Source organism: Janibacter sp. RAF52 (assembly GCF_052114035.1).
Lineage (GTDB): Bacteria > Actinomycetota > Actinomycetes > Actinomycetales > Dermatophilaceae > Janibacter > Janibacter hoylei.
On record NZ_JBFRDY010000004.1, the window covers coordinates 181,454 to 203,482 of the forward strand.

The following is a 22,029-nucleotide window of genomic DNA, read 5'->3' on the forward strand; positions in this document are numbered from 1 at the left end:
TCAGTCGTTGGCGTGCAAGGCGTCGTTGAGCGCGATGCCGTGGCCGGTGCGGTCGCGGGCCTCGACGGTGCCCGTGACCGAGTTGCGGACGAAGAGCAGGCCGCTGCGGCCGGAGAGCTCGGCGGCCTTGACGACGGCGCCATCGGGCAGCGTGACCTTGGTGCCGGCGGTGACGTAGAGGCCGGCCTCGACGACGCAGTCGTCGCCCAGGGCGATGCCCACACCGGCCTCGGCGCCGACGAGGCAGCGCTCGCCGATGGCGACCCGCTCGGTGCCGCCGCCGGAGAGGGTGCCCATCGTCGAGGCGCCGCCGCCGATGTCGGAGCCGTCGCCGACGACGACGCCCTGGCTGATGCGGCCCTCGACCATCGAGGTGCCGAGGGTGCCGGCGTTGAAGTTGACGAAGCCCTCGTGCATGACGGTCGTGCCGGAGGCGAGGTGGGCGCCGAGGCGGACGCGGTCGGCGTCGCCGATGCGCACGCCGGAGGGGGTGACGTAGTCGGTGAGCCGGGGGAACTTGTCGATGCTCGTCACCTGGACCGGGCCGCGGGCGCGCAGCCGGGCGCGAGTGGTCTCGAAGCCCTCGACCGCGCACGGGCCGTGGTTGGTCCACACGACATTGCTCAGCTGGCCGAAGAGGCCGTCGAGGTTGATCGTGTTGGGCTGGACGAGGCGGTGGGAGAGCAGGTGGAGGCGCAGGTAGGCGTCGGAGGCGCCCTCGGGGGCCGCGTCGAGGTCGATGGCGACGGTGACGACCTCGGTGCGCACGCCGCGGGCGGCGTCCTCGCCGGCGAGCGCCACGAGCTCCTCGGGGACCTGTGTGGCCTCGGGGGCCTCGCCGAGCGCCGGCTCGGGGTACCAAGTGTCGAGGACGGTGCCCTCGGTCGTCACGGTGGCCACGCCGTGGCCCCAGGCTGCGCGCGTCGTCGTCATGGCCCAGATCCTACGAAACGGCCGCCTGCGCCGACCAACCCGTGATCCCCCGCCCCGCATTTCCCTAGGGAAATGTCATCTGGGGTGGTGATTTCCCTAGGGAAATGCGGTGGGGGGTAGTGATTTCCCTAGGGAAATGCGGTGGGGAGCCGGGAGCACGTGCGAAGGGGGAGAGGCGGGTGGGCGCAGCGCCTAGGGTTGGTCCCATGCCGAGCCTGGATCTCACCGCCGACGTCGTCACCCTCACCCAGCAGCTGTGCGACATCGAGTCGGTCAGCCACGAGGAGGGGCCGATCGCCGACGCGATCGAGGCCGCGCTGCGCCCCCTTCGGCATCTCGAGGTGGTCCGGCGGGGCAACACAGTCATCGCCCGCACCGACCTCGCCCGCGACGAGCGGGTCGTGCTCGCCGGCCACATCGACACCGTGCCGCTGACGAGCGAGCCGGCCAACCTGCCGACCCGACGTGAGCAGGTCGGCGGGGTCGACGTGCTGTGGGGGCGCGGCACCGTCGACATGAAGGGCGGGGTCGCCGTCCAGCTCAAGGCCGCCCTCGTCGAGGAGCCGAGCCGCGACGTCACCTTCCTCTTCTACGAGGCCGAGGAGGTCGACGCCGTCTACAACGGTCTGCAGCTGCTCGCGGAGTCCGACCCCGAGCTGCTCGCCGCGGACTTCGCCGTGCTCCTCGAGCCGACCAACGCCACGGTCGAAGGGGGCTGCAAGGGCACGATGCGCGTCGAGGTGCTCACCAAGGGCATCGCCGCCCACTCGGCCCGCCCGTGGAACGGCCACAACGCCATCCACGACGCCCACGAGGTGCTCGCCGCCCTCGCGGCCCACGAGGAGCAGACCGTCACCGTCGACGGCCTCGAGTACCACGAGGCGCTCCAGGCGGTCGGCATCAGCGGCGGCATCGCCGGCAACGTCATCCCCGACAGCTGCAGCGTGCTCATCAACTACCGCTTCAGCCCGGACAAGGACACCGAGGCCGCCCTCGCCTACGTCCAGACCGTGCTGCCCGGCCGCGAGCTGCACCTGCGCGACGTCGCCGAAGGGGCCCGGCCCGGGCTCGACCTGCCGGCGGCGCAGGCCTTCGTCGCCGCCCTCGACGTGCCCGTCGGGCCCAAGGAGGGCTGGACCGACGTCGCCCGCTTCAGCGCACTCGGCATCCCGGCCGTCAACTTCGGCCCGGGCGACCCCAACCTCGCCCACCACGACGAGGAGCGGTGCCCGGTCGAGCAGATCACCGCGGCGGAGGCCGCCGTGCTGCGCTGGCTCGCGTAGGGTCGCGACGTGACCGATCAGGGGAACCAGCCCGCCAGCGACCGGTGGTACCACAAGGGACCCGTGCTCATGCGCGGCCGTCAGGTGCCCAAGTCGACGACCGACCAGCGCCTGCTCGACGACAAGGGGCACGCCGACTGGTTGCACACCGACCCGTGGCGCGTCCTGCGCATCCAGGCCGAGTTCGTCGAGGGCTTCGGCGCGCTCGCCGAGCTCGGGCCCGCCGTGAGCATCTTCGGCAGCGCCCGTACCCCCGCCGACTCGCCCGGCTACGCCCAGGGCGTCGAGCTCGGTCGTCTCGTCGCCGAGGCCGGCTACGCGGTCATCACCGGTGGCGGCCCCGGCGCGATGGAGGCCGCCAACCGCGGTGCCCGCGAGGCCGGTGGCACGAGCGTGGGCCTGGGCATCGAGCTGCCCTTCGAGGCCGGGCTCAACCCCTACTGCGACCTCGGCATCAACTTCCGCTACTTCTTCGCCCGCAAGACGATGTTCGTCAAGTACAGCGAGGGCTTCGTCGTCCTGCCCGGTGGCTTCGGCACCCTCGACGAGGTCTTCGAGGCCGTGACCCTCGCCCAGACGGGCAAGGTGACGAGCTTCCCCATCGTGCTCATCGGCGTCGACTACTGGGCCGGTCTCATCGACTGGCTGCGGGGGTCGGTCCTCGAGGGCGGCATGATCAGCCCCGACGACATCGACCGGCTGTACGTCACCGACGACCTCACCGAGGCCGTCGAGTACGTCAAGCGCGAGTTGGCGCGGGTGCGCCCCGTGACCCCCGAGCAGCCGGAGTGACGCCATGGTGTGGATCCTCTTCGCCCTCGTCGCGGTCTTCGTCGTCGTCGTCCTCGTCGCCGTCGTCACCGGTCGCCTGACGCCCGACCCCATGGCCGAGCCCGTCGGGTCCACCCCCCACCACGGCCTGCCGGAAGGGGCGTGGGCTGCTGACGACATCGACCTGGTGCGCTTCGACACCGCGCTGCGCGGGTACCGCATGGACCAGGTCGACGAGGTCCTCGACCGGCTGCAGCAGCGCATCGCCGAGCTCGAGATGGATCGTCCCGGTCGCGGCGAGCGTCGTGATGACGACCCGGGCCTCGACTGACCCGACCACCGGCGAGGCCGGGGGGAGGCTCCCTTCGTCCTCGTGGTGGCGCACCTCCGCGGGCCGCTCCGCAGCCGGCCGGGCCGTCCTCGCCCGGCCGGTCCGCGCGCTGCTCGTCATCTACGCGATCAGCCGACTCGTCGCGCTGCTCGGCATCTGGGTGGCCGCGCACTACTACCAGTCACCGGCCGGCGTCGGGCACCTCGACCCGGGTCTGCCCGACATGTTTCGCCTGTGGGACACGGAGTGGTACCGGCGGATCGTCACCGAGGGCTACCCGATCCCGCTCCCCGCCGACCCCGAGACCGGGCAGATCACCTACAGCGCCTGGGCCTTCTTCCCGCTCTTCCCGGGACTCGTGCGCCTCCTCATGGTCACCGGTCTGCCCTTCACCGCCGCCGCGGTCCTGCTCAACCTCGCGCTCGGCGCGGCCGCGGTCGTCCTCGTCTGGAAGGTCCTGAGCTTCCCCGGCCACGCCGCGAGCCAGCCGGCCCGCGAGCGGCTCGCCTTCGTCGCCGCTGCGCTGTGGTGCTTCTACCCGGCCACCGGCGTCATGCTCCTGCCCTACACCGAAGCGCTCGCCGCGGTGCTCATCGCCGCCGCCCTCCTCATGCTCATGCGGGGGCGCTACCTGACCGTCGCCCTCATCGCGCTCCTCCTCGGCTTCACCCGCGGCGTCGCGGCCCCCCTCGGCCTCGCGGTCCTGGCGCACCTGTGGCTGCGCTGGCGCGACGACAGGGAGAGCGGCACTGCCCCCTTCGCCCACGACCGCACGCGCATCGTCCTCATGTGCCTGGCGACCGGCATCTCCGGCATCGCCTGGCCGATGACGGTGGGATACCTCTCCGGGCTGCCCGATGCCTTCTTCCAAGTGCAGGCCGCGTGGGGTCAGCGCCCCGACCAGGGCCCCTTCGTCCTGTGGTTCAGCTGGGCGTGGGAGCAGCGCGGACTGCTCGCGGTCGTCGTCATGGTGGCGCTCGTCGCGACCTACCTCGCGCTCGTCATCGGCCGGCACGGCGCGTGGATCCCGCTCGAGGTGCGCATGTGGGCCCTCATGTACCCGCTCTACCTCTTCGCCGTCGTCCGCCCGATCACGAGCATGTGGCGCTTCCTGCTCCTTGACTTCCCGCTCGCGGCTCTCGTGGCGTCCGTCGTCATGCGCACCTCGACCGGAGGTCGCGTCGTGCGGCACTGGCGGCGGCGCGCGGCGGTCGTCGTGCTCGTGCTCGTGCTCGGTGTCTTCGCGTGGTCGTGCGGTCTCCTGCCGTACGTGCCGTGGCACGTCACGCCTCCGTGACCGGTCGCCGAGCAGGTCGCGCTCGGCAGGGATTAGGACCGTGACGACGAAGAGGTGGATAATGGGGGCAACGCGTCGGCGCCTCTGGCGCCACCGACCGGTGACGGACCGGTCGGTCTGTAACGAAGGGAATCGCACATGGCGGCAATGAAGCCACGCACGGGGGATGGTCCGCTCGAGGTCGTCAAGGAGGGCCGGGGCATCGTCCTGCGCATGCCGCTCGAGGGCGGTGGCCGTCTCGTCGTCGAGATGAAGCCCGACGAGGTGCTCGCCCTCGGCGAGGCCATCGACAACTGCGAGGGCCTGCAGAAGTAACCCGCTCGAGAGCCCCCGGACACGCTGCGTCCGGGGGCTCTCGCGTGCCCGGGCGGCGACCGGCCGGCGTGGCCGTTCGGATGATGACACGGGGTTCCCCGCCCGTGCGGGCACTCGTTACGGTGCCGGGACCATGCAGATCAGGACGGGACCGAGGGACGCTGGATGAACGCTGGATACGGGCTCGCCGTCCGATGGTCGCTGAGCGACGCCCCCGACGACGTCGCGGAGCAGTTGCGCGAGTACGTCGTCGGGACGTCGATGGCCAACTTCATGTTCCTCGACGGTCTGGCCTTCAAGACCTGGCGCATGGTCGAGGGGGAGTGGTTCGAGGGCACCTACGTCTTCGACGCCGCCAAGGACCGCGACGACTTCTGCACCGAGTTCACGGCGACCGCGGCCGAGTCCGTCGGCAGCCGGATCATCGGGTCCGCCCCGACGGAGATCACCCCCTTCGAGGTCGTGGCGATCGCCGAGGGGCCGGCGCAGTTCCGCCGCGGCCCCGGGCCGGGCAGCGTCTGAGCTAGCGCTTCACCGCGGCGAGGAGCCCGTCGCCGACGGGCAGCAGGCTCGGGATGAGCCGCTCGTCGTCCCGCAGCTGCTTGCCCAGGTCGCGCAGCAGCACGGTCGTCGCGTCGCGCACCGCCGGGTCCGCCACCTTGTCGTGCCAGAGCATGTTGTCCATGGCCAGCACCCCGCCGGGGCGCAGCAGCCGGATCGCGTGCTCGACGTAGTCGGGGTAACCCTGCTTGTCGGCGTCGATGTGCACGAGGTCGTAGCTCGCGTCGTTCATCCGCGGCAGGACGTCGAGGGCCCGGCCGGTGATGACCCGGGTGCGCTGCGCCGCGATGCCGGCGGAGGCGAAGGATCGCTTGGCCCGCAGCGCGTGCTCCGGCTCGATCTCGATCGAGGTGAGCACGCCGTCGGCGGGCATGCCGGCGAGCAGCCACAGGCCGGAGGTGCCCGCGCCGGTGCCGATCTCGATGACGTGCCGGGCCCCGACCGCGGCGGCCAGGAGGCGAAGGGCGGCGCCCCCGCCGGTCCCGATCGGCGTCGCACCGAGCTCGGTCCCCGTGCGACGGGCGGCGTCGACGGACTCCTCCTCGGCGATGAACTGCTCGGCGTAGGCGTGGCTGGTGAGCTGGGCGGCGGTCATGGGAGTCCACCCTAGTCCGGCGGGCCCGTCCCAGACTTCCTTCAGGTTGGCCGAGGATGCTGCCCTGCGTGACCACTGAAGCCACCGCTCGCACCTCCGACGAGGAGCCATGGGTCCCGCCGACCTGGGCCGAGGTCGTCGAGCAGCACGGTGAGCGCGTCTACCGACTGGCCTACCGCCTGACCGGTGACGTCCACGACGCGGAGGACCTCACGCACGACGTCTTCGTGCGGGTCTTCCGCTCCCTCGACGGCTACACCCCCGGGACCTTCGAGGGGTGGCTCCACCGCATCACGACCAACCTCTTCCTCGACCGGGCCCGCCGCAAGCAGCGGCTGCGCTTCGACGCGCTGACCGACGAGTTCGCCGCCCTGCTGCACACCGGGACGGCCAGCCCGGAGCAGATCTACCTCGAGTACCACCTCGACGGCGACATCCAGCGGGCTCTCGACGCACTGCCCCCGCAGTTTCGCGCCGCCGTCGTCCTGTGCGACATCGAGGGCCTGACCTACGAAGAGGTCGCCGAGGCGCTCGACATCAAGCTCGGCACCGTCCGCTCCCGGATCCACCGCGGCCGCGCCCAGCTGCGCGAGAGCCTGAGCCACCGCGAGCCAGCCCCGTCGACGCGCACCGAGAGCCGCCGCCGGGGCGGGTCCGGCTTCCCGCTGGCCCGCCCGGTCACCGGCACCCTGTGACGCCGGCAGCCACCCGACAAGGCACAATCGGCCCATGAGCTCTCCGCACCCGGGCGAGCAGCAGGGGCCTGCGCAGGGCCCCCCCGCGCCCACGCAGCCGCTGCCGCAGACCGGTGACTCGGCAGGTGGCGCTGCGCCCGCCGGTGGCTCGCCGTACATCCCTTTCGAGCACTACGAGCAGCAGCACGCTGCCGCCCCCTTCGCCCAGCAGCCGACCGCGGTCGGTGCCCCGCCGACGCAGCCGCCCACCCCGGCGGCGACTCGGCGCCGCGGGCCCGGCTGGCTCGGAGCGGGTGCGATGACCCTGACCGCTGCCCTCCTGGCCGGCGGCATCGGTGGCGTCGGTGGGGCGGCGCTCTCCGACGACGGTGGTGACGACGGCCCGACGATCGTCCAGCGCGACGGTGACACCACCCAGCGGCCCGACGGCTCGATCGCGTCGATCGCGGCCGATGCCGTGCCGAGCGTCGTCACGGTGCGCGTGCGCGGCGTCTCGGGCGCCGGCACCGGGTCCGGCTGGGTCTACGACGACAAGGGGCACGTCGTCACCAACGACCACGTCGTCGACGCCGCGGACGACGGGGGCAGCGTGAGCATCGAGCTGCCCGACGGCACCCGGCACGACGCCGAGGTGGTGGGCCAGGACTCCTCCTACGACCTCGCCGTGCTCAAGGTCGACTCCGACGACCTCGAGCCGCTGACGATCGGCTCGTCCGACGACGTCGTCGTCGGCGACGAGGTCGTCGCCGTGGGCTCCCCGCTCGGCCTCGGCTCGACCGTCACCGCCGGCATCGTCTCGGCGCTCGAGCGCCCGGTGACCGCGGGCGAGGCGGGCGACGAGTCCTTCATCTCCGCCATCCAGACCGATGCGGCGATCAACCCGGGCAACTCGGGTGGGCCGCTGCTCAACGGCGAGGGCCACGTCATCGGGGTCAACTCGGCGATCGCCCAGGTGCCGGGTCAGCAGCAGGCCGCGGGGTCGATCGGCGTCGGCTTCGCGATCCCCTCGGACGTCGTCGTCCGCACCGTCGACCAGCTCATCGCGACGGGCAAGGCCGAGCACCCGATGATCGGTGTCAGCCTCGACCGTCGCTGGACCAACGAGGGCGCCAAGGTCCTCGAGGACTCCGAGGCCGACTCCGGTGACGCGGTCGTGCCGGGTGGCCCCGCCGACGACGCGGGCGTCGAGCCCGGTGACGTCATCACCCAGCTCGACGGTCGCCGGGTCACTGACGTCGACCAGCTGATCACCCGCATCCGGGCCAAGGCCGTGGGGGATAAGGTCACCCTGACGGTCCGACGGGACGGCAAGGAGCAGGAGCTGACGATGACGCTTGAAGCGGCTAAGGAGAGCTGACCCATGCCGGTGCACGGGACCGAGTTCCTCGTCCTCATCCTGCTGGCATTCATCATCCTCGGCCCCAAGCAGCTGCCGGAGTACGCGGCCAAGCTCGCCCGCGTCGTCGTCAAGGCGCGACGGATGGCCAACGATGCCAAGGTCCAGCTCAAGGAGCAGATGGGCCCGGAGTACGAGGACCTCGACTGGCGTCAGTACGACCCGCGGCAGTACGACCCGCGGCGCATCGTCAAGCAGGCCCTGCTCGAGCCGCTCGACGACGCCTTCAGCCTCGACGACAAGCCGGCGGCGCGCACGGCCGGCGAGGCCGACGACGAGCACGTCGAGCCGCTCGCCCTGGCGAGCGTCCCCGAGGGCACGCCCTGGGACCGCGAGGCGACCTGAGCCCGTCCACCTCGGGCCAGACCCACGACGAAGGGGGCGAGGAGAGCGACGCGGTCTCTCCTCGCCCCCTTCGCGTGCGTGCGGGGTCGTACGCCGTCAGCGACCGGTGGGCGTCAGGCCGAGGCTGCGGCCGGCGAGGCCGCGCGACCGGGTCGCGAGTCCGCGGGCGATGCCACGCAGGGCGACGGCGGCGGGGCCGTCGGGGTTGGACAGCACGGCCGGAGCGCCCTGGTCGGAGCCCTCGCGCAGGCTGACGTCGAGCGGGATCTGCCCGAGCAGCGGCACGTCGGCGCCGACGGTGCGGGTGAGGGAGTCGGCGACCGACTGCCCGCCTCCGGCGCCGAAGAGCTCCTGGCGGGAGCCGTCGGGGAGCTCGAGCCAGGACATGTTCTCGATGACTCCGACGAGACGCTGGTGGGTCTGCATGGCGATCGAGCCAGCCCGCTCGGCGACCTCCGCAGCGGCCTGCTGCGGGGTCGTCACGACGAGGATCTCGCTGTTGGGGATGAGCTGGGCGATGGAGATCGCGATGTCGCCGGTGCCGGGCGGCAGGTCGAGGAGCAGGACGTCGAGGTCGCCCCAGAAGACGTCACCGAGGAACTGCTGCAGCGCACGGTGCAGCATCGGGCCACGCCAGACGACGGGCTGGTTGCCGGGGACGAACATGCCGATCGAGATGACCTTCACGTCCGAGGCGATCGGCGGCAGGATCATGTCGTCGACCTGGGTCGGCGGGTGCGTCACGCCGAGCATCCGGGGGATCGAGAAGCCGTAGATGTCGGCGTCGACGACGCCGACCTTGAGGCCCTCGGCGGCGAGGGCCGCGGCGAGGTTGGCGGTGATCGACGACTTGCCGACGCCGCCCTTGCCGGAGGCGATGGCGTAGACGCGGGTCAGCGAGCCGGGCTTGGCGAAGGGGATCTCCTTCTCCGCCTGGCCGCCGCGCAGGTGCGTCTTGAGCTCGGCGCGCTGCTCGTCGTTCATGACGCCGAGGGTGACCTTGACGTCGGTGACGCCCTCGATGGCCGAGAGGGCCTTCGTCGTGTCGGTCGTCAGGGTGTCCTTCATCGGGCACCCGGCGACCGTGAGCAGGATGGTCGCGGTGGCGAGGCCGGCGGCGTCGACGGCAGCGGTCTCGACCATGCCGAGCTCGGTGATGGGGCGCCGGATCTCAGGGTCGATGACCGTGCTCAGCGCCTCGCGCAGCTGCTCATCGGTGATCGTGGGGTGCGAAGAAGCCATTGACCCATCGTAGATCGCCGCGAGGAGTGGCCTGTGTCTCACCCTGCCCCGCACCCTGCCGGGAGGACCGGGAGCGTCCCGTCGAGATGGTCGCGGGACGACCTCCTCAGGGGGCGAGGGGCTTGGGCTCGACGTCGTCGCCGCCCTCGTCCTCCTCGCGCCGGCGCACCTCGAGCCCCTTGACCTCCATCTCCTCGAGCAGGTCGCGCAGCTCGCTGCGGATGAAGTCGCGGGTCGCGGCGTCGCGCAGGGCGATGCGCAGGGCGGCGACCTCGCGGGTCAGGTACTCGGTGTCGGCGAGCGCCCGCTCGGCCTGCACGCGGTCCTGCTCCAGGGCCACGCGGTCACGGTCGTCCTGTCGGTTCTGCGCGAGGAGGATCAGCGGGGCGGCGTAGGAGGCCTGCAGCGACAGGATGAGCGTGAGCAGGGTGTAGTTGAGCGCCCGCGGGTCGAACTGCGCGGCCTCCGGGGCGAAGGTGTTCCACGCCAGCCACACGACGACGAAGACCGACATCCAGATGAGGAAGCGCGGCGTGCCCATGAAGCGCGCGAACTTCTCCGAGAGGACGCCGAAGGTCTCCGTCGAAAAGCTCGAGGGCCGGCGGATCAGCTGGCGCCGCACCTCCTGGGGGGTGTCGACGCGGCTCGTGGGTCGACGCTCACTCATCGGTCACCTCGTGCCTCTCGTCGCGCCAGTCCTCGGGGAGGATGTGGTCGAGGACGTCGTCGACCGTCACGGCGCCCAGCAGGTGCTCGCCCTCGTCCACGACCGGTGCGGACATGAGGTTGTACGTCGCGAGGGTGCGGGTCACGTGCCCGAGCGGTGCGTCCGGCCGAAGGGGGTCGATCGCCTTGTCGAGGTAGCGCCCGATGCTCTCGTGCGGGGGCTCGCGCAGCAGCCGCTGGATGTGGATCATCCCGAGGTACTTGCCGGTCGGGGTCTCGAGCGGGGGCCTGCAGACGTAGACGGTCGCGGCGAGGGCCGCGGTGATCTCCTCGCGGCGCACGACGGCGAGGGCCTCGGCGACGGTGTCCTCGGGGGCGAGGATCACCGGCTCGGTCGTCATGAGACCACCGGCCGTGTTTTCGTCGTAGCTGAGCAGGCGTCGCAGCGGCTCGGCGTCGTCGGGCGTCATGAGCTGCAGGAGGGTCTCGGCCCGGTCGGGCGTGAGGACCGACAGCAGGTCGGCGGCGTCGTCGGGGTCCATCGCCTCGAGCACGTCGGCGGCGCGGGACTGGGTGAGCAGGCCGAGCATCTCGGCCTGGTCGTCGTCGCCGAGCTCCTGGAGGATGTCGGCAAGGCGGTCGTTGTCGAGGGCCGCGACGACGGCCTGGCGGCGCTCGGGGGCGAGGTCGACGATGACTTCGGCGAGGTCGGCGGCCTTGAGGTCCTCGACCGACTCGAGCAGCTTGACGGCGGAGTGCTCGGCGGCGCTCACCGACGCGGACAGGCCGGTGACGTCCTCCACGGGGACGGTGAAGGTCTCCCCCCTTCGTCGCACGAGGAGGCCGCGGCGCGTCTGGCGACCACCGCGGACGAAGACCTTGGTCACCGACCAGTTGCGGTTCGCGGACTGCTCGACGCCGATGTCCTCGACGGTCGCCTCGACCGGGCCGTCGTCGGTGCGGACGGTGACCGGGCGCTCGAGGAGGTCGGCGAGGACGAGGGTCTCGGTCGCGCGCTGCTCGAAGCGGCGCATGTTGACCAGGCCGGTGGTGATGACTTGGCCACCCTCGACCGAGGTGACCCGGGTCATGGGGACGAAGACGCGGCGTCGCCCGGGGACCTCGACGACCAGCCCGATGACGCGCGGCCGGCGGGAGGGGGAAAAGGTGACGACGACGTCGCGCACCCGCCCGACCTGGTCACCCAGGGGGTCGAAGACGTTGAGGCTCGCCAGGCGGGAGACGAAGAACCGGGAGGGAGCACTCACGCCCACAGACTAACCGCGGCTGCGTGCCGGGCGAGTCAGCCGCGGCCGCGCCCACCGAGATGCCACGGGCGCCGCACGCGGGTGCCGGCGGCGCCGACGGTGACGGGCCCGGCGACGCGGGCGTCACCCTCCGGCTCCGGCCGGCCGGGGGCCTGCACGGGTGTGCCGAAGGGGGAGAGCAGCCAGATCGTCGACTCCGCCCGCCACCGGTCGAGCAGGTCGGCCGGTGCGTTGAGGCGCTCGCCGAGCAGGGTGGTCGCGGCGGTCTCCCACCACGGGTTGCCGGGGGAGAGGGCCTGGGCGGCGGCGTGCAGGGTGAGGAGGCGACCCCCGTCGCCCTTGCTGCGCAGCACGAGCCGCAGCTGCTCGGGCAGCGGGCCGAGGTCGGCCTCGGGGCCGCCGGAGACGACGAGGACCTGCCCGGCGAGCTCGTCCTGGCCCGTGGCGAACCACGTGAGGCGCTCGCGGCCGGGCAGCTGGAGCCACAGCACACCGGACGTCTTCAGCGCCTCGGTGGTGAGGGCGGAGAGGTTGACCTGGCTCATGGCGGCAGCCTAGGCCGGGCCGCGGCGGCCCGGGTGGTCCCGGGTGTCGGTCGTCATACCGGCCCGGAGCGGCCCCTTGCTAGGTTGCGGCCGAACCCCCTTCGCTCACCCTGAGAGGACTCGAGCCACACATGCGCAGTGCCAAGGACTTCTTCGCCCCACTCGCCGTCGGGGCGCCCGCCCCGGCCCGCGAGGTGCCGGCGCGACCGAGCCGGATGATCCACTTCTTCGACCCGAGCAACCCGAAGATGGCCGCGAAGGTGCCGGACATGGTCGGTGTCGCCGACGTGCTCCTCGGCAACCTCGAGGACGCCGTCGTCGCGGACAAGAAGGAGGCCGCGCGCGAGGGCCTCGTCCAGATCGCCAAGGACGTCGACTTCGGTGAGCACACCCAGCTGTGGACCCGGGTCAATGCGCTCGACAGCCCGTGGGTCCTCGACGACCTGACGACCCTCGTCACGCAGATCGGCGACAAGCTCGACGTCGTCATGGTCCCCAAGGTCCAGGGTCCCGAGGACATCCACTACGTCGACCGGCTCCTCGCGCAGCTCGAGGCGAAGGGGGGCGTGCAGCGCCCGATCATGGTCCACGCGATCCTCGAGACCGCCCGCGGTATGGCCAACGTCGAGGCCATCGCGGGTGCCAGCCCGCGCATGCAGGGCATCTCGCTCGGCCCGGCCGACCTGGCCGCCGACCGCCGGATGAAGACCACCCGCGTCGGTGGCGGCCACCCGGGCTACCTCGTGCGTCAGGACCCCTCGAAGGGAGCCGACGGCACCCCGGACTACCAGGGCCAGCGCACGGTCTTCCAGCAGGACCTGTGGCACTACACGATCGCCCGCATGGTCGACGCCTGCGCGATGCACGGGATCTTCCCCTTCTACGGCCCCTTCGGCGACATCAAGGACGTCGTGGCCTGCGAGGACCAGTTCCGCAATGCCTTCCTCCTCGGCTGTGTCGGCGCGTGGAGCCTGCACCCGGTGCAGATCGACATCGCCAAGAAGGTCTTCAGCCCGAGCGCCGAGGACGTCGCCCACGCCCGCGAGGTGCGGGACGCGATGCCGAGCGGCGGTGGCGCCGTGATGATCGACGGCAAGATGGAGGACGACGCCAGCTACAAGCAGTGCATGGTGATCCTCGAGCTCGCCGAGCGTCTGTCCGCCAACGACCCCGAGCTCGCCAAGCTCTACGCGGAGGCCTGAGTCATGACCGAGAGCACCTACACCCCCCGCCGCTCCGTCCTCTACATGCCGAGCTCCAACGCCCGTGCGCTGGACAAGGCGAAGACCCTGCCCGTCGACGCGCTGATCCTCGACCTCGAGGACGCCGTCGGTCCCGACGACAAGCCGGCCGCGCGCGAGGCGGCGTGCGCCGCGGTGCGCTCCGGCGAGTACGGCGACCGCGAGCTGACGATCCGGGTCAACGGCATCGGCACGCAGTGGCACGACGAGGACATCGCGGCGGCGTCGCAGGCCGGCCCGCACGGCATCGTGGTGCCCAAGGTCAACACCGCCGACGAGGTCCGTCAGCTCGTCGCGGCCATGGAGGCCGCCGGCGCGCCCGAGCACACGAAGCTCTGGGCGATGATCGAGACGCCCGCGGCGATCTTCAACATCCGCGAGATCGCGCAGGCCTCTGACCGGCTCGTCGCCTTCGTCCTCGGCACCAACGACCTCGTCAAGGAGCTGCAGGCGGCGCACGTGCCCGGCCGCACGCCGCTCATCACGTCGCTGTCGCTCGCACTGCTCGCCGGGCGCGAGGCCGGCATCGCCGTCCTCGACGGCGTGTACAACGCGGTCAAGGACCTCGAGGGCTTCACGGCCGAGTGCGAGCAGGGCCGCGACATGGGCTTCGACGGCAAGACCCTCATCCACCCCGGCCAGGTCGAGGTGTGCAACTCCACCTTCGCCCCGAGCGAGGCGGCCGTGGAGGAGGCGAAGGGGGTCCTGCAGGCCTGGGAGGACGGTGCCGGCAAGGGCGTGGTCACCCACAACGGCAAGATGATCGAAAACCTCCACGTGGACATCGCCCGTCGGGTCCTTGCGACGCACGAGGCGATCAGCGCCAGATCGTGACCTCGGTCCCTGTGGATCGTCCCAGCACGTGCTGGGGTTGCCCGTAAGATGTTTCACATCTCGGGCAACCACGGCACGTGCTGGTGCGTCTGAGGGGGAAAGGCGGACTTCAGGGGGTCCGCCACGGAGGAAGGAAACTTCAGATGGGCACGTACGAAGCACGTCATGCCGTCGCGGACGTGGAGACCTCTCCGCAGCGCCGGCTCATCATGCGCAGCAGCCTCGCCACGGCTGCCGTCGCCACCGTCGGAGCGGCGGGTCTGGCAACGCCCGCGTCGGCAGCCACCCGCCGCAGTCTCAAGTTCGGCAGCAAGGGCAGCGACGTCAAGGCGCTCCAGGTCAAGCTCCGCGCGTGCGGCTACTGGCACGCGGGCAGCGACGGCCTCTACGGCACGACGACCGAGCAGGCCGTCATGGCCGTGCAGAAGGTCTACCGCCTCGATCGGGACGGCGTCGTCGGCCCGGCGACGTGGAAGGTCATCGACCGGCTGATCCGCCCGGGTGCCAAGACCAAGAGCGGCAACGTCTGCGAGATCAACCTCGAGAAGCAGACGATGATGTTCGTCGTCGGTGGCAAGGTGAAGTGGGTCTTCAACACGAGCACCGGCGCGGCGGGCTGGCGCACCCCCAAGGGGCGCTACACCTTCTTCCGCCAGATCAACGGCATGCGCAATGCTCCGCTCGGTCAGCTGTGGCGGCCGAAGTACTTCAACGGCGGCATTGCCATCCACGGTGCGAAGTCGATCCCCGGGTACGCGGCCTCGCACGGCTGCGCGCGGTTGTCGAATGCCGCGATCAACTACGTGTGGAGTGCCAACCTCGCGCCGATCGGCAGCAAGGTCTGGGTCTACTGATCCACAGGCACACGTGACGCAGGGGGCGAGCCGGGCTCGCCCCCTTCGTCATGCCCGGGCGTGGTCGAGGACACCCTGAGACTCCATGGCAGTGCCGCGGCGCCGCTGGGATACTGACCCGGATCCCGCAGAACCACGAGAGCAAAGGTGGACGCATGTCCCGACTGCAGACGACCGACGGACTGACCGAGGAGCAGGTCGACCTGCTGGGCCTGGTCAAGGAGTTCGTCGACGAGCAGATCATCCCGGTCGCGCAGGAGCTCGAGCACGCCGACGAGTACCCGCAGAAGATCGTCGACCAGATGAAGGAGATGGGGATCTTCGGCCTGATGATCCCCGAGGAGTTCGGTGGTCTCGGAGAGTCGCTGCTCACCTACGCGCTGTGCGTCGAGGAGATCGCGCGCGGCTGGATGCCGGTCTCCGGCATCATCAACACCCACTTCATCGTCGCCTACATGATCCTCAAGCACGGCACCGAGGAGCAGAAGCAGCACTACCTGCCGAAGATGGCCACGGGCGAGATCCGCGGCGCCTTCTCGATGAGCGAGCCGGGGCTCGGCTCCGACGTCGCCGGCATCAAGACCAAGGCCGTGCGCGACGGCGACAGCGACGACTGGACGATCAACGGTCAGAAGATGTGGCTGACCAACGGCGCCTCCGCCAACCTCGTCGCGGTGCTCGTCAAGACCGACCTCGGCCACGACAGCCCGCACAAGAACATGACGACCTTCCTCATCGACAAGACCGAGGGCTTCGGCGAGACCGCCCAGGGCGTCACCGTCCCGGGCAAGATCGACAAGATGGGTTACAAGGGCGTCGACACGACCGAGCTCGTCCTCGAGGGCCACAAGACGACGACCGCCCAGATCCTCGGCGGCGAGCCGGGCAAGGGCTTCTACCAGATGATGGACGGCGTCGAGGTCGGCCGCGTCAACGTCGCCGCCCGCGCCTGCGGCCTGGCGATGCGCGCCTTCGAGCTCGGTGTCTCCTACGCCCAGCAGCGCGAGACCTTCGGCAAGAAGATCGTCGACCACCAGGCCATCCTCTTCCGCATCGCTGACATGGCGAGCAAGGTCGAGGCCTCTCACCAGCTGATGGTCAAGGCCGCGCGCCTGAAGGACAAGGGCGAGCGCAACGACCTCGAGGCCGGCATCGCGAAGTACATGGCGGCCGAGTACTGCGCCGACGTGGTGAACCAGTCCTTCCGCATCCACGGTGGCTTCGGGTACTCCAAGGAGTACGAGATCGAGCGGATCTACCGCGAGGCCCCGATGCTGCTCATCGGTGAGGGCACCGCCGAGATCCAGAAGATGATCATCGGCAAGAGCATCCTCAAGGACTACAAGCTCAAGGGATGACGACGGGGTCGCTCCGTCGACGGGGGCTGGCCGTCAGGGTGACGGCCAGCCCCCGTCGTCATCACGCCCGGCATTTCGGGCCGCGGCGACGGGGTGGGAGACTGGACCCATGAGCACCCAGCCCCAGATGTCCGCCTTCCTCGAAAATCAGCTCGGGCTGGACTACCCGATGTCGCTGGGCACCCATGACTCCTACGCCGAGGCGCAGCGGGCGGTCGACTTCCTCGCCGACAAGGACTTCCCGGTGCAGGACGTCATGATCGTCGGCACCGACCTCAAGCAGGTCGAGCGGGTCCGGGGACGCCTCACGACCGGCAAGGTCGTCGTCGGCGGCCTGCTCTCGGGCATCTGGATCGGTGTCTTCGTCGGGCTGATCTTCGCGATGTTCGAAGGGAGCGACGGCCTCCTCCCGCGGATGCTCTCGACGATGGCCATGGGTGCCGTCTTCGGTGCCGTGTGGGCCTGGCTCGGGTACCGCTCGACGGGCGGGCGACGTGACTTCACGTCGATCAGCCAGGTCGTCGCCAGCCGCTACGAGGTGCTGTGCGAGCACAAGCACGTGCAGCGGGGGCGCGAGCTCATGGCCGAGCTCGACCCGATGCGTGCGGCGCAGGAGCAGCTGCGGCGCAACCAGGAGCAGGCGCGGGCGCAGTACGAGCGCGAGCAGCGTGGCGGTCCCAGCTCGGCCCAGTGACCCACTAGCGTCGTCGGTGTGAGCACCGAGCCCGCCCTGGCCGCCCTCGACGAGACCACCTTCGACTCCGTGCTGTGCGTCGTCGCCCACCCCGACGACATCGAGTACGGCACCGCAGCCGCCATCGCCAAGTGGACCGCCGCGGGCAAACGCGTGCGCTACTTCCTGCTGACCCGTGGTGAGGCGGGCATCGACACCATGGCCCCGGTCGACGCCGCGCCCGCCCGCGCCGACGAGGAACGCGCGAGCGCGGCCGTCGTCGGTGTCGAGGAGGTCGAGTTCGGCGACCACTCCGACGGGACCATCGAGTACGGCCTGACCCTGCGGCGCGACATCGCCTCGGCGATCCGTCGGGCCCGCCCCGACCTCGTGATCGGCACGACCTTCGCCGTCACCTTCCCCGGCGGGGTCCTCAACCAGGCCGACCACCGGGCCGTGGGCCTGGCCACCGTCGACGCGTGCGCCGACGCCGGCAACCGCTGGATCTTCCCCGAGCTCGTCGACGACGGCCTCGAGCCCTGGCACGTCCGGCTGCTCGCGGTCGGCGGCAGTCAGCGGCCCACGCACTTCGTCGACGTCACCGGCCACCTCGACGACGCGATCGAGTCGCTCGAGGAGCACCGGCTCTACAACGCCGCGCTGCCCGACGACTTCCCGGAGCCCGCGCAGCTGCTCGGCGGCATCCTCGGGGGCGGCGGTGAGGCCGTCGCGGACCCGGCCGTCGAGCACGCCCTGCTGCTCGAGGTCTTCCAGCGCTGAAGGCCGGGGCCACGCTCCCTTCGCGCTGGCCCGGACGCACGTATCGACTCCGGACGCGGTTATTGCTGCGTCCGGAGTCGATGTGTACGTCCTGATCGGGGCGAGCCCGCCCACCTGTGGATATCTGGCCGGGCGTCGACGGCGTCTGCGCGACGATCGCACGGTGGACCACGAGCTCAGGGAACGCGCGATGCGGCAGGGCGGTGTCTTCACGTGGCAGGACGTGCGGGCCTGTCTGCTGGGGGAGTCCGCGGTCAGGGCTGCGATCCGGCGAGGGCAGGTCGTCAGGGTGCGGCGCGATGCCTACGTCCTGGCTGACCTGTGGTACGGGGCCCGCCCCTCCGAGCGGCTCGCCCTGCGCACCCGGGCCGTGCTGCGTGCCCGACCGAGGGATGTCGCCAGCCACCAGAGCGCCCTGGCCTTGCACGGCCTGCCGATCTGGGGCGTGCCGCGGGACATCGTCGACGTCATGGCGGACGTGTCCCGCACCCGGACTGTGTCGGGACTGCGCGTGCACGCCGCTCCGGAGGGACTCGAGCCGGTGAACATCGGGGGGTTCCGGGCGGTGGGTATCGGCGAGGCAGTGGCCCAGGTCGCCGCGCGGCACGGGCCGGTGGCAGCACTCGTCCCGCTCGACCACGCGCTGCACGAGCGGATGTGCACGGTGTCGGGGGTCCGCGCCGCGGGTGACGCGCTGGCGCCCGGTGGGCTGGGTCGGGCCCGGTTCGACGCGGTGCTCGCCAGAGCCGACAGGGCATGTGAGTCCGTGGGCGAGACCCGTACGCGGGTGATCCTCGAGGATCTCGGCTACGCACCGGCCAGCCAGGTGCGGCTGCACGATGCCGAGGGGTTCATCGGTCGGGTGGACTTCCTCATCGACGATGCCGTGGTCGTGGAGTTCGACGGGATGGTCAAGTACGAGGGCGCGGACGGGCGCGAGGCGTTGGCCAAGGAGAAGCGCCGCGAGGAGCGGCTCACGGCCGCCGGGTGCGTCGTCATCCGGCTCGTGTGGTCGGACCTGGACCACCCGGAGCGGATCCGCGCGTTGGTCGAGTCGGCCCGACAGCGCGTCGCTCGGCGACGTTGACGCAGCAATCGACTCCGGACGCGGGTATTGCTGCGTCCGGAGTCGATATCTGCGTCCTCACAGCGAGCAGGGGGCGAAGGGGAGGCCCCGCACGTCGGGAGGTGGTGCCCCCTTCGCTCAGCGGGGGATGAGCACCGTGTAGTCGAGGTCGAGGACGACCTCGGGCAGGTATTTGCCGTCCTCGCCCTTGTAGGGGAAGTCCGCGCACGGGGTGTCCTTCGTGGCGACCGTGCGCAGGCGCAGCGCGCCGACGTCGGTGCGGCCGGGCAGCTCGATGCGCTCGAGGACCTCGGACCAGGCGTAGATCGTGTCGCCGGCGAAGGTCGGGTTGGCGTGCGCGCCGGCGTTGATCGCCGCGATGAGCTGGCCGTTGGCCAGGCCGTTGAAGGACAGGGCGCGCGCGAGGCTGATGATGTGGCCGCCGTAGATGAGGCGGCGCCCGATCTTCGCCTGCGACTGGGCGTGCTGGTTGAAGTGGACCTTCGCCGTGTTCTGGTAGAGCCGCGTGGCCAGCATGTGGTCCGACTCCTCGATCGTCATGCCGTCGACGTGGTCGATCCGCTCGCCGACCTCGTAGTCACCCCAGAGGAAGGGGGAGCCCGCGAGCTCGACGTCGTAGTCGCGGCCGGTGAGGTCGAAGGGGACGAGGAGGTCCTCTGCCGCAACGGCGCCCGGCAGGTCGGGGACGACCGTCTCGGGGGCGGGGGAGGCCGCGTCCTGCTTGTTGACCATGACCCAGCGGACGTAGTCGACGACCATCTCGCCGCGCTGGTTGACGCCCACGGAGTTGACGTAGACGACGCCGGTGCGGCCGTTGGAGTTCTCCTTCAGGCCGATGACGGTCGAGGTCGTCGTCACCGTGTCGCCGACGTGCAGCGGCGCCCCGAAGCGACCGCCTGCGTAGCCGAGGTTGGCCACGGCGTTGAGGCTGATGTCGGGCACCGACTTGCCGAAGACGAGGTGGAAGGCGAGCAGGGAGTCGACCGGCATCCGCTCGAAGCCCATCGCCTCGGCGAAGGTCGCCGCGCTCGTCGCCGCGAAGCGCGGGCCGTAGAGGCCGGTGTAGAGCGCGATGTCGCCCTCGGTCACCGTGCGCGGCGTCGCGTGCCGGATCTCCTGCCCGATCGAGAAGTCCTCGAAGTAGTTGCCGGGGACCGTCTTGGTCGACATGTGCGCGGGCCTTTCGGTGGGCGAAGGGGGTCGGGGCCATCTTCCCCCTTCGCCCCGGTGGTGGTCTGCCCGTCCGGCTGTTGACCCCGCCACACCTCCCGCTCCCTGCCCCTCGAGACGGCGCTGGCGCGCCTCCTCGGGACCCGGAGGTCGCCTCGCGGCATCTCCCCGCTCCCTGAGGAGGTCGCCCCGCGACCGTCTCGAAGGGAGACCCGTCACCGGCCGGCCATCTCAGGATCTCCCGGCCATCAGGACCAGGACCGCGGCCAGCTGGCTCAGCGGCTCTGGACGTCCGCGATCCAGGCCTCGACCTCGTCGGCGGTGTGCGGCCAGTCGCCGGAGAGGTTGCGGCAGCCGTCCTCGGTGACGACGACGTCGTCCTCGAGACGCACACCGATGCCGCGGAAGCGCTCGGGGACCTTGAGGTCGTCGGCCTTGAAGTACAGACCGGGCTCGACCGTGAGGACCATGCCCGGCTGCAGCTCGGCGTCCATGTACTCCTCACGGGTCGCGAGCGCGCAGTCGTGGACGTCGATACCGAGGTGGTGGCTCGTGCCGTGGACCATCCAGCGGCGGTGGTACTGGCCGTGGTCGGTGTCGAGGGTGTCCTCGACGGAGACACCTTCGGGCAGCAGCCCCCAGCCGTGGAGGTGCTCGGCGATGACGCGGATCGCGGCAGCGTGCACGTCGGAAAACTTGTTGCCCGGCTTGACCGCGGCGATGCCGGCGGCCTGCGCGGCGGCGACGGCCTCGTGGACCTCGCGCTGGGTGGGCGAGAAGGTGCCGCTCACCGGCAGCGTGCGGGTGATGTCGGCGGTGAAGAGGGAGTCGAGCTCCACCCCGGCATCGAGGAGGATGAGGTCCCCGTCCTTGACGTCACCATCGTTCTTGATCCAGTGCAGCGTGTTGGCGTGGTCGCCGGAGGCGCAGATCGAGTCGTAGCCGACGCCGTTGCCCTGGTGGCGGGCGTGCAGGCCGAAGGTGCCCTCGACCCAGCGCTCGCCGCGGCCGCGGTCGGGCAGCGTGGGCAGCTCGCGGATGACGGCCTCGAAGCCGACGCGCGTGGCGTCGACGGCCTGCTGCATCTGCTGCACCTCCCACGCGTCCTTGACCATCCGCAGGTGGGACAGGTCGTGGGCCAGCGCGGCATCGCCCTCGGCGAGCGTGTCGGTGTCGGCGCCGGCCTGGGCGCGCACCGTGTCCAGGCGGGCGGTGAGGTCGCGGTCTGCGTCGCGCACCAGGCGCACGGTGACCTGACCCGCGTCCTTGCCGACGGCGTCCTCGAGCTGGTCGACGTGCCGGCCGGTCAGGCCGAGCTCGGACTCGACGTCCTCGATCGAGGGGCGCGCACCGACCCAGAACTCGCCGTACCGGGCGTCGCCGAAGAACTCCTCGGAGTCGCGCGGGGCGAGCGGGCGGAAGTACAGGACGGCTTCGTGCCCGGCCTGCTCGCCCGGCGCGCCGAGCGGCTCCATGACGAGGACGGCGTCGGGTTCGCGGTCGGCGCCCAGCCCGGTGAGGTGGGCGAAGGCCGAGTGCGGGCGGAAGACGTAGTCGCAGTCGTTGCTGCGGACCTTGAGACCACCGGCGGGGACGACGAGGCGCTCGCCGTCGTGGGTGGCGGAGACCGCGGCGCGACGCTCGGCCGCGCGCTCGGCGGCCTCGGTGAGGGCGGGGCGATCGTCGGACCGGGGCGCCCAGTCCTCGGCGACGAAGGCGCGGAACTCGTCGGTCGTCGGTCGCTTGCGGTTGTCGGCCTGCTGCTGCTCCTCGCTCATCCGGCCATCGT

General features: G+C 71.2%; 24 protein-coding genes. 16 read left to right on the top strand and 8 right to left on the bottom strand.

The annotated features are described in order from the left end of the window. A complete protein-coding gene (dapD, locus tag AB4Y78_RS07615) occupies positions 1–933 on the bottom strand; it encodes a 2,3,4,5-tetrahydropyridine-2,6-dicarboxylate N-succinyltransferase (RefSeq protein WP_441713642.1) in 933 nt (310 codons plus the stop codon). A gap of 206 nt (positions 934–1,139) precedes the next feature. On the opposite strand from dapD, the gene dapE reads away from it, so the two are divergent. The 6 genes from dapE to AB4Y78_RS07645 all read left to right on the top strand — a co-directional run bounded on the left by dapE (position 1,140) and on the right by AB4Y78_RS07645 (position 5,452). Continuing rightward, positions 1,140–2,216, top strand: a complete 1,077-nt coding sequence (gene dapE / locus AB4Y78_RS07620) for a succinyl-diaminopimelate desuccinylase (protein WP_441713643.1) — start codon at positions 1,140–1,142, stop codon at positions 2,214–2,216. Positions 2,217–2,225: 9 nt separating this feature from the next. Beyond that, a complete protein-coding gene (locus tag AB4Y78_RS07625) occupies positions 2,226–3,008 on the top strand; it encodes a TIGR00730 family Rossman fold protein (RefSeq protein WP_441713644.1) in 783 nt (260 codons plus the stop codon). A gap of 4 nt (positions 3,009–3,012) precedes the next feature. Next, entirely contained in the window at positions 3,013–3,318 is a 306-nt protein-coding gene (locus AB4Y78_RS07630) for a DivIVA domain-containing protein (protein WP_128277389.1), read from the top strand. After that, entirely contained in the window at positions 3,296–4,615 is a 1,320-nt protein-coding gene (locus AB4Y78_RS07635; protein WP_282071535.1) for a hypothetical protein, read from the top strand. Before AB4Y78_RS07630 ends, AB4Y78_RS07635 begins: the two co-directional genes overlap by 23 nt. 138 nt (positions 4,616–4,753) lie before the next feature. Then, the gene (locus AB4Y78_RS07640; RefSeq protein ID WP_007923758.1) at positions 4,754–4,930 is read left to right on the top strand and encodes a DUF3117 domain-containing protein; all 177 of its coding nucleotides are present in this window, start codon (positions 4,754–4,756) and stop codon (positions 4,928–4,930) included. Between the two features lie 165 nt (positions 4,931–5,095). After that, positions 5,096–5,452, top strand: a complete 357-nt coding sequence (locus AB4Y78_RS07645; protein ID WP_128277388.1) for a hypothetical protein — start codon at positions 5,096–5,098, stop codon at positions 5,450–5,452. A 1-nt stretch (position 5,453) separates the two neighbouring features. Here the strand turns inward: AB4Y78_RS07645 and AB4Y78_RS07650 are convergent, their stop codons facing one another. Next, on the bottom strand, positions 5,454–6,086 hold the full coding sequence (locus tag AB4Y78_RS07650) for an O-methyltransferase (RefSeq protein ID WP_441713645.1): 633 nt from the start codon (positions 6,084–6,086) through the stop codon (positions 5,454–5,456). 56 nt (positions 6,087–6,142) lie between these two features. Between AB4Y78_RS07650 and sigE the strand changes: the two genes are divergently transcribed. The 3 genes from sigE to AB4Y78_RS07665 are packed head-to-tail and all read left to right on the top strand — an operon-like array spanning position 6,143 to position 8,522. Continuing rightward, positions 6,143–6,781, top strand: coding sequence for an RNA polymerase sigma factor SigE (sigE, locus tag AB4Y78_RS07655; RefSeq protein WP_441713646.1), 639 nt, complete (start codon positions 6,143–6,145; stop codon positions 6,779–6,781). 34 nt (positions 6,782–6,815) lie between these two features. Beyond that, entirely contained in the window at positions 6,816–8,138 is a 1,323-nt protein-coding gene (locus AB4Y78_RS07660; RefSeq protein ID WP_441713647.1) for a S1C family serine protease, read from the top strand. Positions 8,139–8,141: 3 nt separating this feature from the next. After that, entirely contained in the window at positions 8,142–8,522 is a 381-nt protein-coding gene (locus AB4Y78_RS07665; RefSeq protein ID WP_007923753.1) for a hypothetical protein, read from the top strand. A 96-nt stretch (positions 8,523–8,618) separates the two neighbouring features. On the opposite strand, the gene AB4Y78_RS07670 is transcribed toward AB4Y78_RS07665, so the two are convergent. From AB4Y78_RS07670 to AB4Y78_RS07685, 4 genes are all read right to left on the bottom strand, one after another. Next, positions 8,619–9,764, bottom strand: a complete 1,146-nt coding sequence (locus tag AB4Y78_RS07670; protein WP_259908714.1) for an Mrp/NBP35 family ATP-binding protein — start codon at positions 9,762–9,764, stop codon at positions 8,619–8,621. 106 nt (positions 9,765–9,870) lie between these two features. After that, on the bottom strand, positions 9,871–10,431 hold the full coding sequence (locus AB4Y78_RS07675) for a DUF1003 domain-containing protein (protein ID WP_441737006.1): 561 nt from the start codon (positions 10,429–10,431) through the stop codon (positions 9,871–9,873). Then, positions 10,424–11,698: a magnesium transporter MgtE N-terminal domain-containing protein gene (locus tag AB4Y78_RS07680; protein WP_007928600.1), complete on the bottom strand. Its 1,275-nt coding sequence runs from the start codon at positions 11,696–11,698 to the stop codon at positions 10,424–10,426. The genes AB4Y78_RS07675 and AB4Y78_RS07680 overlap by 8 nt, the downstream gene beginning before the upstream one ends. A gap of 35 nt (positions 11,699–11,733) precedes the next feature. Then, on the bottom strand, positions 11,734–12,243 hold the full coding sequence (locus tag AB4Y78_RS07685) for a hypothetical protein (protein WP_259908711.1): 510 nt from the start codon (positions 12,241–12,243) through the stop codon (positions 11,734–11,736). A gap of 131 nt (positions 12,244–12,374) precedes the next feature. On the opposite strand from AB4Y78_RS07685, the gene AB4Y78_RS07690 reads away from it, so the two are divergent. The 7 genes from AB4Y78_RS07690 (at position 12,375) to AB4Y78_RS07720 (ending at position 19,070) form a co-directional block, all read left to right on the top strand. Further along, positions 12,375–13,445, top strand: a complete 1,071-nt coding sequence (locus tag AB4Y78_RS07690) for an HpcH/HpaI aldolase/citrate lyase family protein (RefSeq protein ID WP_007928598.1) — start codon at positions 12,375–12,377, stop codon at positions 13,443–13,445. Positions 13,446–13,448: 3 nt separating this feature from the next. Beyond that, positions 13,449–14,318, top strand: a complete 870-nt coding sequence (locus tag AB4Y78_RS07695) for an HpcH/HpaI aldolase/citrate lyase family protein (protein ID WP_306512692.1) — start codon at positions 13,449–13,451, stop codon at positions 14,316–14,318. A 179-nt stretch (positions 14,319–14,497) separates the two neighbouring features. Then, complete coding sequence (locus AB4Y78_RS07700) at positions 14,498–15,172, top strand: L,D-transpeptidase family protein (RefSeq protein WP_202865251.1); 675 nt, start codon at positions 14,498–14,500, stop codon at positions 15,170–15,172. A gap of 155 nt (positions 15,173–15,327) precedes the next feature. Then, on the top strand, positions 15,328–16,530 hold the full coding sequence (locus tag AB4Y78_RS07705) for an acyl-CoA dehydrogenase family protein (protein WP_259908709.1): 1,203 nt from the start codon (positions 15,328–15,330) through the stop codon (positions 16,528–16,530). Between the two features lie 109 nt (positions 16,531–16,639). Beyond that, positions 16,640–17,224, top strand: coding sequence for a general stress protein (locus AB4Y78_RS07710; RefSeq protein ID WP_128277385.1), 585 nt, complete (start codon positions 16,640–16,642; stop codon positions 17,222–17,224). Positions 17,225–17,242: 18 nt separating this feature from the next. Then, positions 17,243–17,983, top strand: a complete 741-nt coding sequence (locus AB4Y78_RS07715) for a PIG-L deacetylase family protein (RefSeq protein WP_387355001.1) — start codon at positions 17,243–17,245, stop codon at positions 17,981–17,983. A 163-nt stretch (positions 17,984–18,146) separates the two neighbouring features. Next, positions 18,147–19,070 carry a type IV toxin-antitoxin system AbiEi family antitoxin domain-containing protein gene (locus AB4Y78_RS07720; RefSeq protein WP_259908707.1) on the top strand — a complete coding sequence of 308 codons (924 nt, stop codon included), beginning with the start codon at positions 18,147–18,149 and terminating at the stop codon, positions 19,068–19,070. A 117-nt stretch (positions 19,071–19,187) separates the two neighbouring features. On the opposite strand, the gene AB4Y78_RS07725 is transcribed toward AB4Y78_RS07720, so the two are convergent. Both AB4Y78_RS07725 and AB4Y78_RS07730 read right to left on the bottom strand, forming a co-directional pair. Further along, positions 19,188–20,240 carry a MaoC family dehydratase gene (locus AB4Y78_RS07725; RefSeq protein WP_441713650.1) on the bottom strand — a complete coding sequence of 351 codons (1,053 nt, stop codon included), beginning with the start codon at positions 20,238–20,240 and terminating at the stop codon, positions 19,188–19,190. Positions 20,241–20,515: 275 nt separating this feature from the next. After that, on the bottom strand, positions 20,516–22,018 hold the full coding sequence (locus AB4Y78_RS07730) for an aminopeptidase P family protein (RefSeq protein ID WP_007929494.1): 1,503 nt from the start codon (positions 22,016–22,018) through the stop codon (positions 20,516–20,518). Positions 22,019–22,029: the final 11 nt, after the last annotated feature.

Bases quoted from the DNA above. Each gene is read 5' to 3' on its own strand.
- AB4Y78_RS07690 (WP_007928598.1), top strand. From the start codon at position 12,375: ATGCGCAGTGCCAAGGACTTCTTCGCCCCACTCGCCGTCGGGGCGCCC.
- AB4Y78_RS07675 (WP_441737006.1), bottom strand. From the start codon at position 10,431: ATGAGTGAGCGTCGACCCACGAGCCGCGTCGACACCCCCCAGGAGGTG.
- dapD (WP_441713642.1), bottom strand. From the start codon at position 933: ATGACGACGACGCGCGCAGCCTGGGGCCACGGCGTGGCCACCGTGACG.
- AB4Y78_RS07670 (WP_259908714.1), bottom strand. From the start codon at position 9,764: ATGGCTTCTTCGCACCCCACGATCACCGATGAGCAGCTGCGCGAGGCG.
- AB4Y78_RS07665 (WP_007923753.1), top strand. From the start codon at position 8,142: ATGCCGGTGCACGGGACCGAGTTCCTCGTCCTCATCCTGCTGGCATTC.
- AB4Y78_RS07630 (WP_128277389.1), top strand. From the start codon at position 3,013: ATGGTGTGGATCCTCTTCGCCCTCGTCGCGGTCTTCGTCGTCGTCGTC.
- AB4Y78_RS07650 (WP_441713645.1), bottom strand. From the start codon at position 6,086: ATGACCGCCGCCCAGCTCACCAGCCACGCCTACGCCGAGCAGTTCATC.
- AB4Y78_RS07695 (WP_306512692.1), top strand. From the start codon at position 13,449: ATGACCGAGAGCACCTACACCCCCCGCCGCTCCGTCCTCTACATGCCG.
- AB4Y78_RS07635 (WP_282071535.1), top strand. From the start codon at position 3,296: ATGACGACCCGGGCCTCGACTGACCCGACCACCGGCGAGGCCGGGGGG.
- AB4Y78_RS07685 (WP_259908711.1), bottom strand. From the start codon at position 12,243: ATGAGCCAGGTCAACCTCTCCGCCCTCACCACCGAGGCGCTGAAGACG.
- AB4Y78_RS07710 (WP_128277385.1), top strand. From the start codon at position 16,640: ATGAGCACCCAGCCCCAGATGTCCGCCTTCCTCGAAAATCAGCTCGGG.
- dapE (WP_441713643.1), top strand. From the start codon at position 1,140: ATGCCGAGCCTGGATCTCACCGCCGACGTCGTCACCCTCACCCAGCAG.
- sigE (WP_441713646.1), top strand. From the start codon at position 6,143: ATGCTGCCCTGCGTGACCACTGAAGCCACCGCTCGCACCTCCGACGAG.
- AB4Y78_RS07660 (WP_441713647.1), top strand. From the start codon at position 6,816: ATGAGCTCTCCGCACCCGGGCGAGCAGCAGGGGCCTGCGCAGGGCCCC.
- AB4Y78_RS07645 (WP_128277388.1), top strand. From the start codon at position 5,096: ATGAACGCTGGATACGGGCTCGCCGTCCGATGGTCGCTGAGCGACGCC.
- AB4Y78_RS07640 (WP_007923758.1), top strand. From the start codon at position 4,754: ATGGCGGCAATGAAGCCACGCACGGGGGATGGTCCGCTCGAGGTCGTC.
- AB4Y78_RS07725 (WP_441713650.1), bottom strand. From the start codon at position 20,240: ATGTCGACCAAGACGGTCCCCGGCAACTACTTCGAGGACTTCTCGATC.
- AB4Y78_RS07730 (WP_007929494.1), bottom strand. From the start codon at position 22,018: ATGAGCGAGGAGCAGCAGCAGGCCGACAACCGCAAGCGACCGACGACC.
- AB4Y78_RS07705 (WP_259908709.1), top strand. From the start codon at position 15,328: ATGTCCCGACTGCAGACGACCGACGGACTGACCGAGGAGCAGGTCGAC.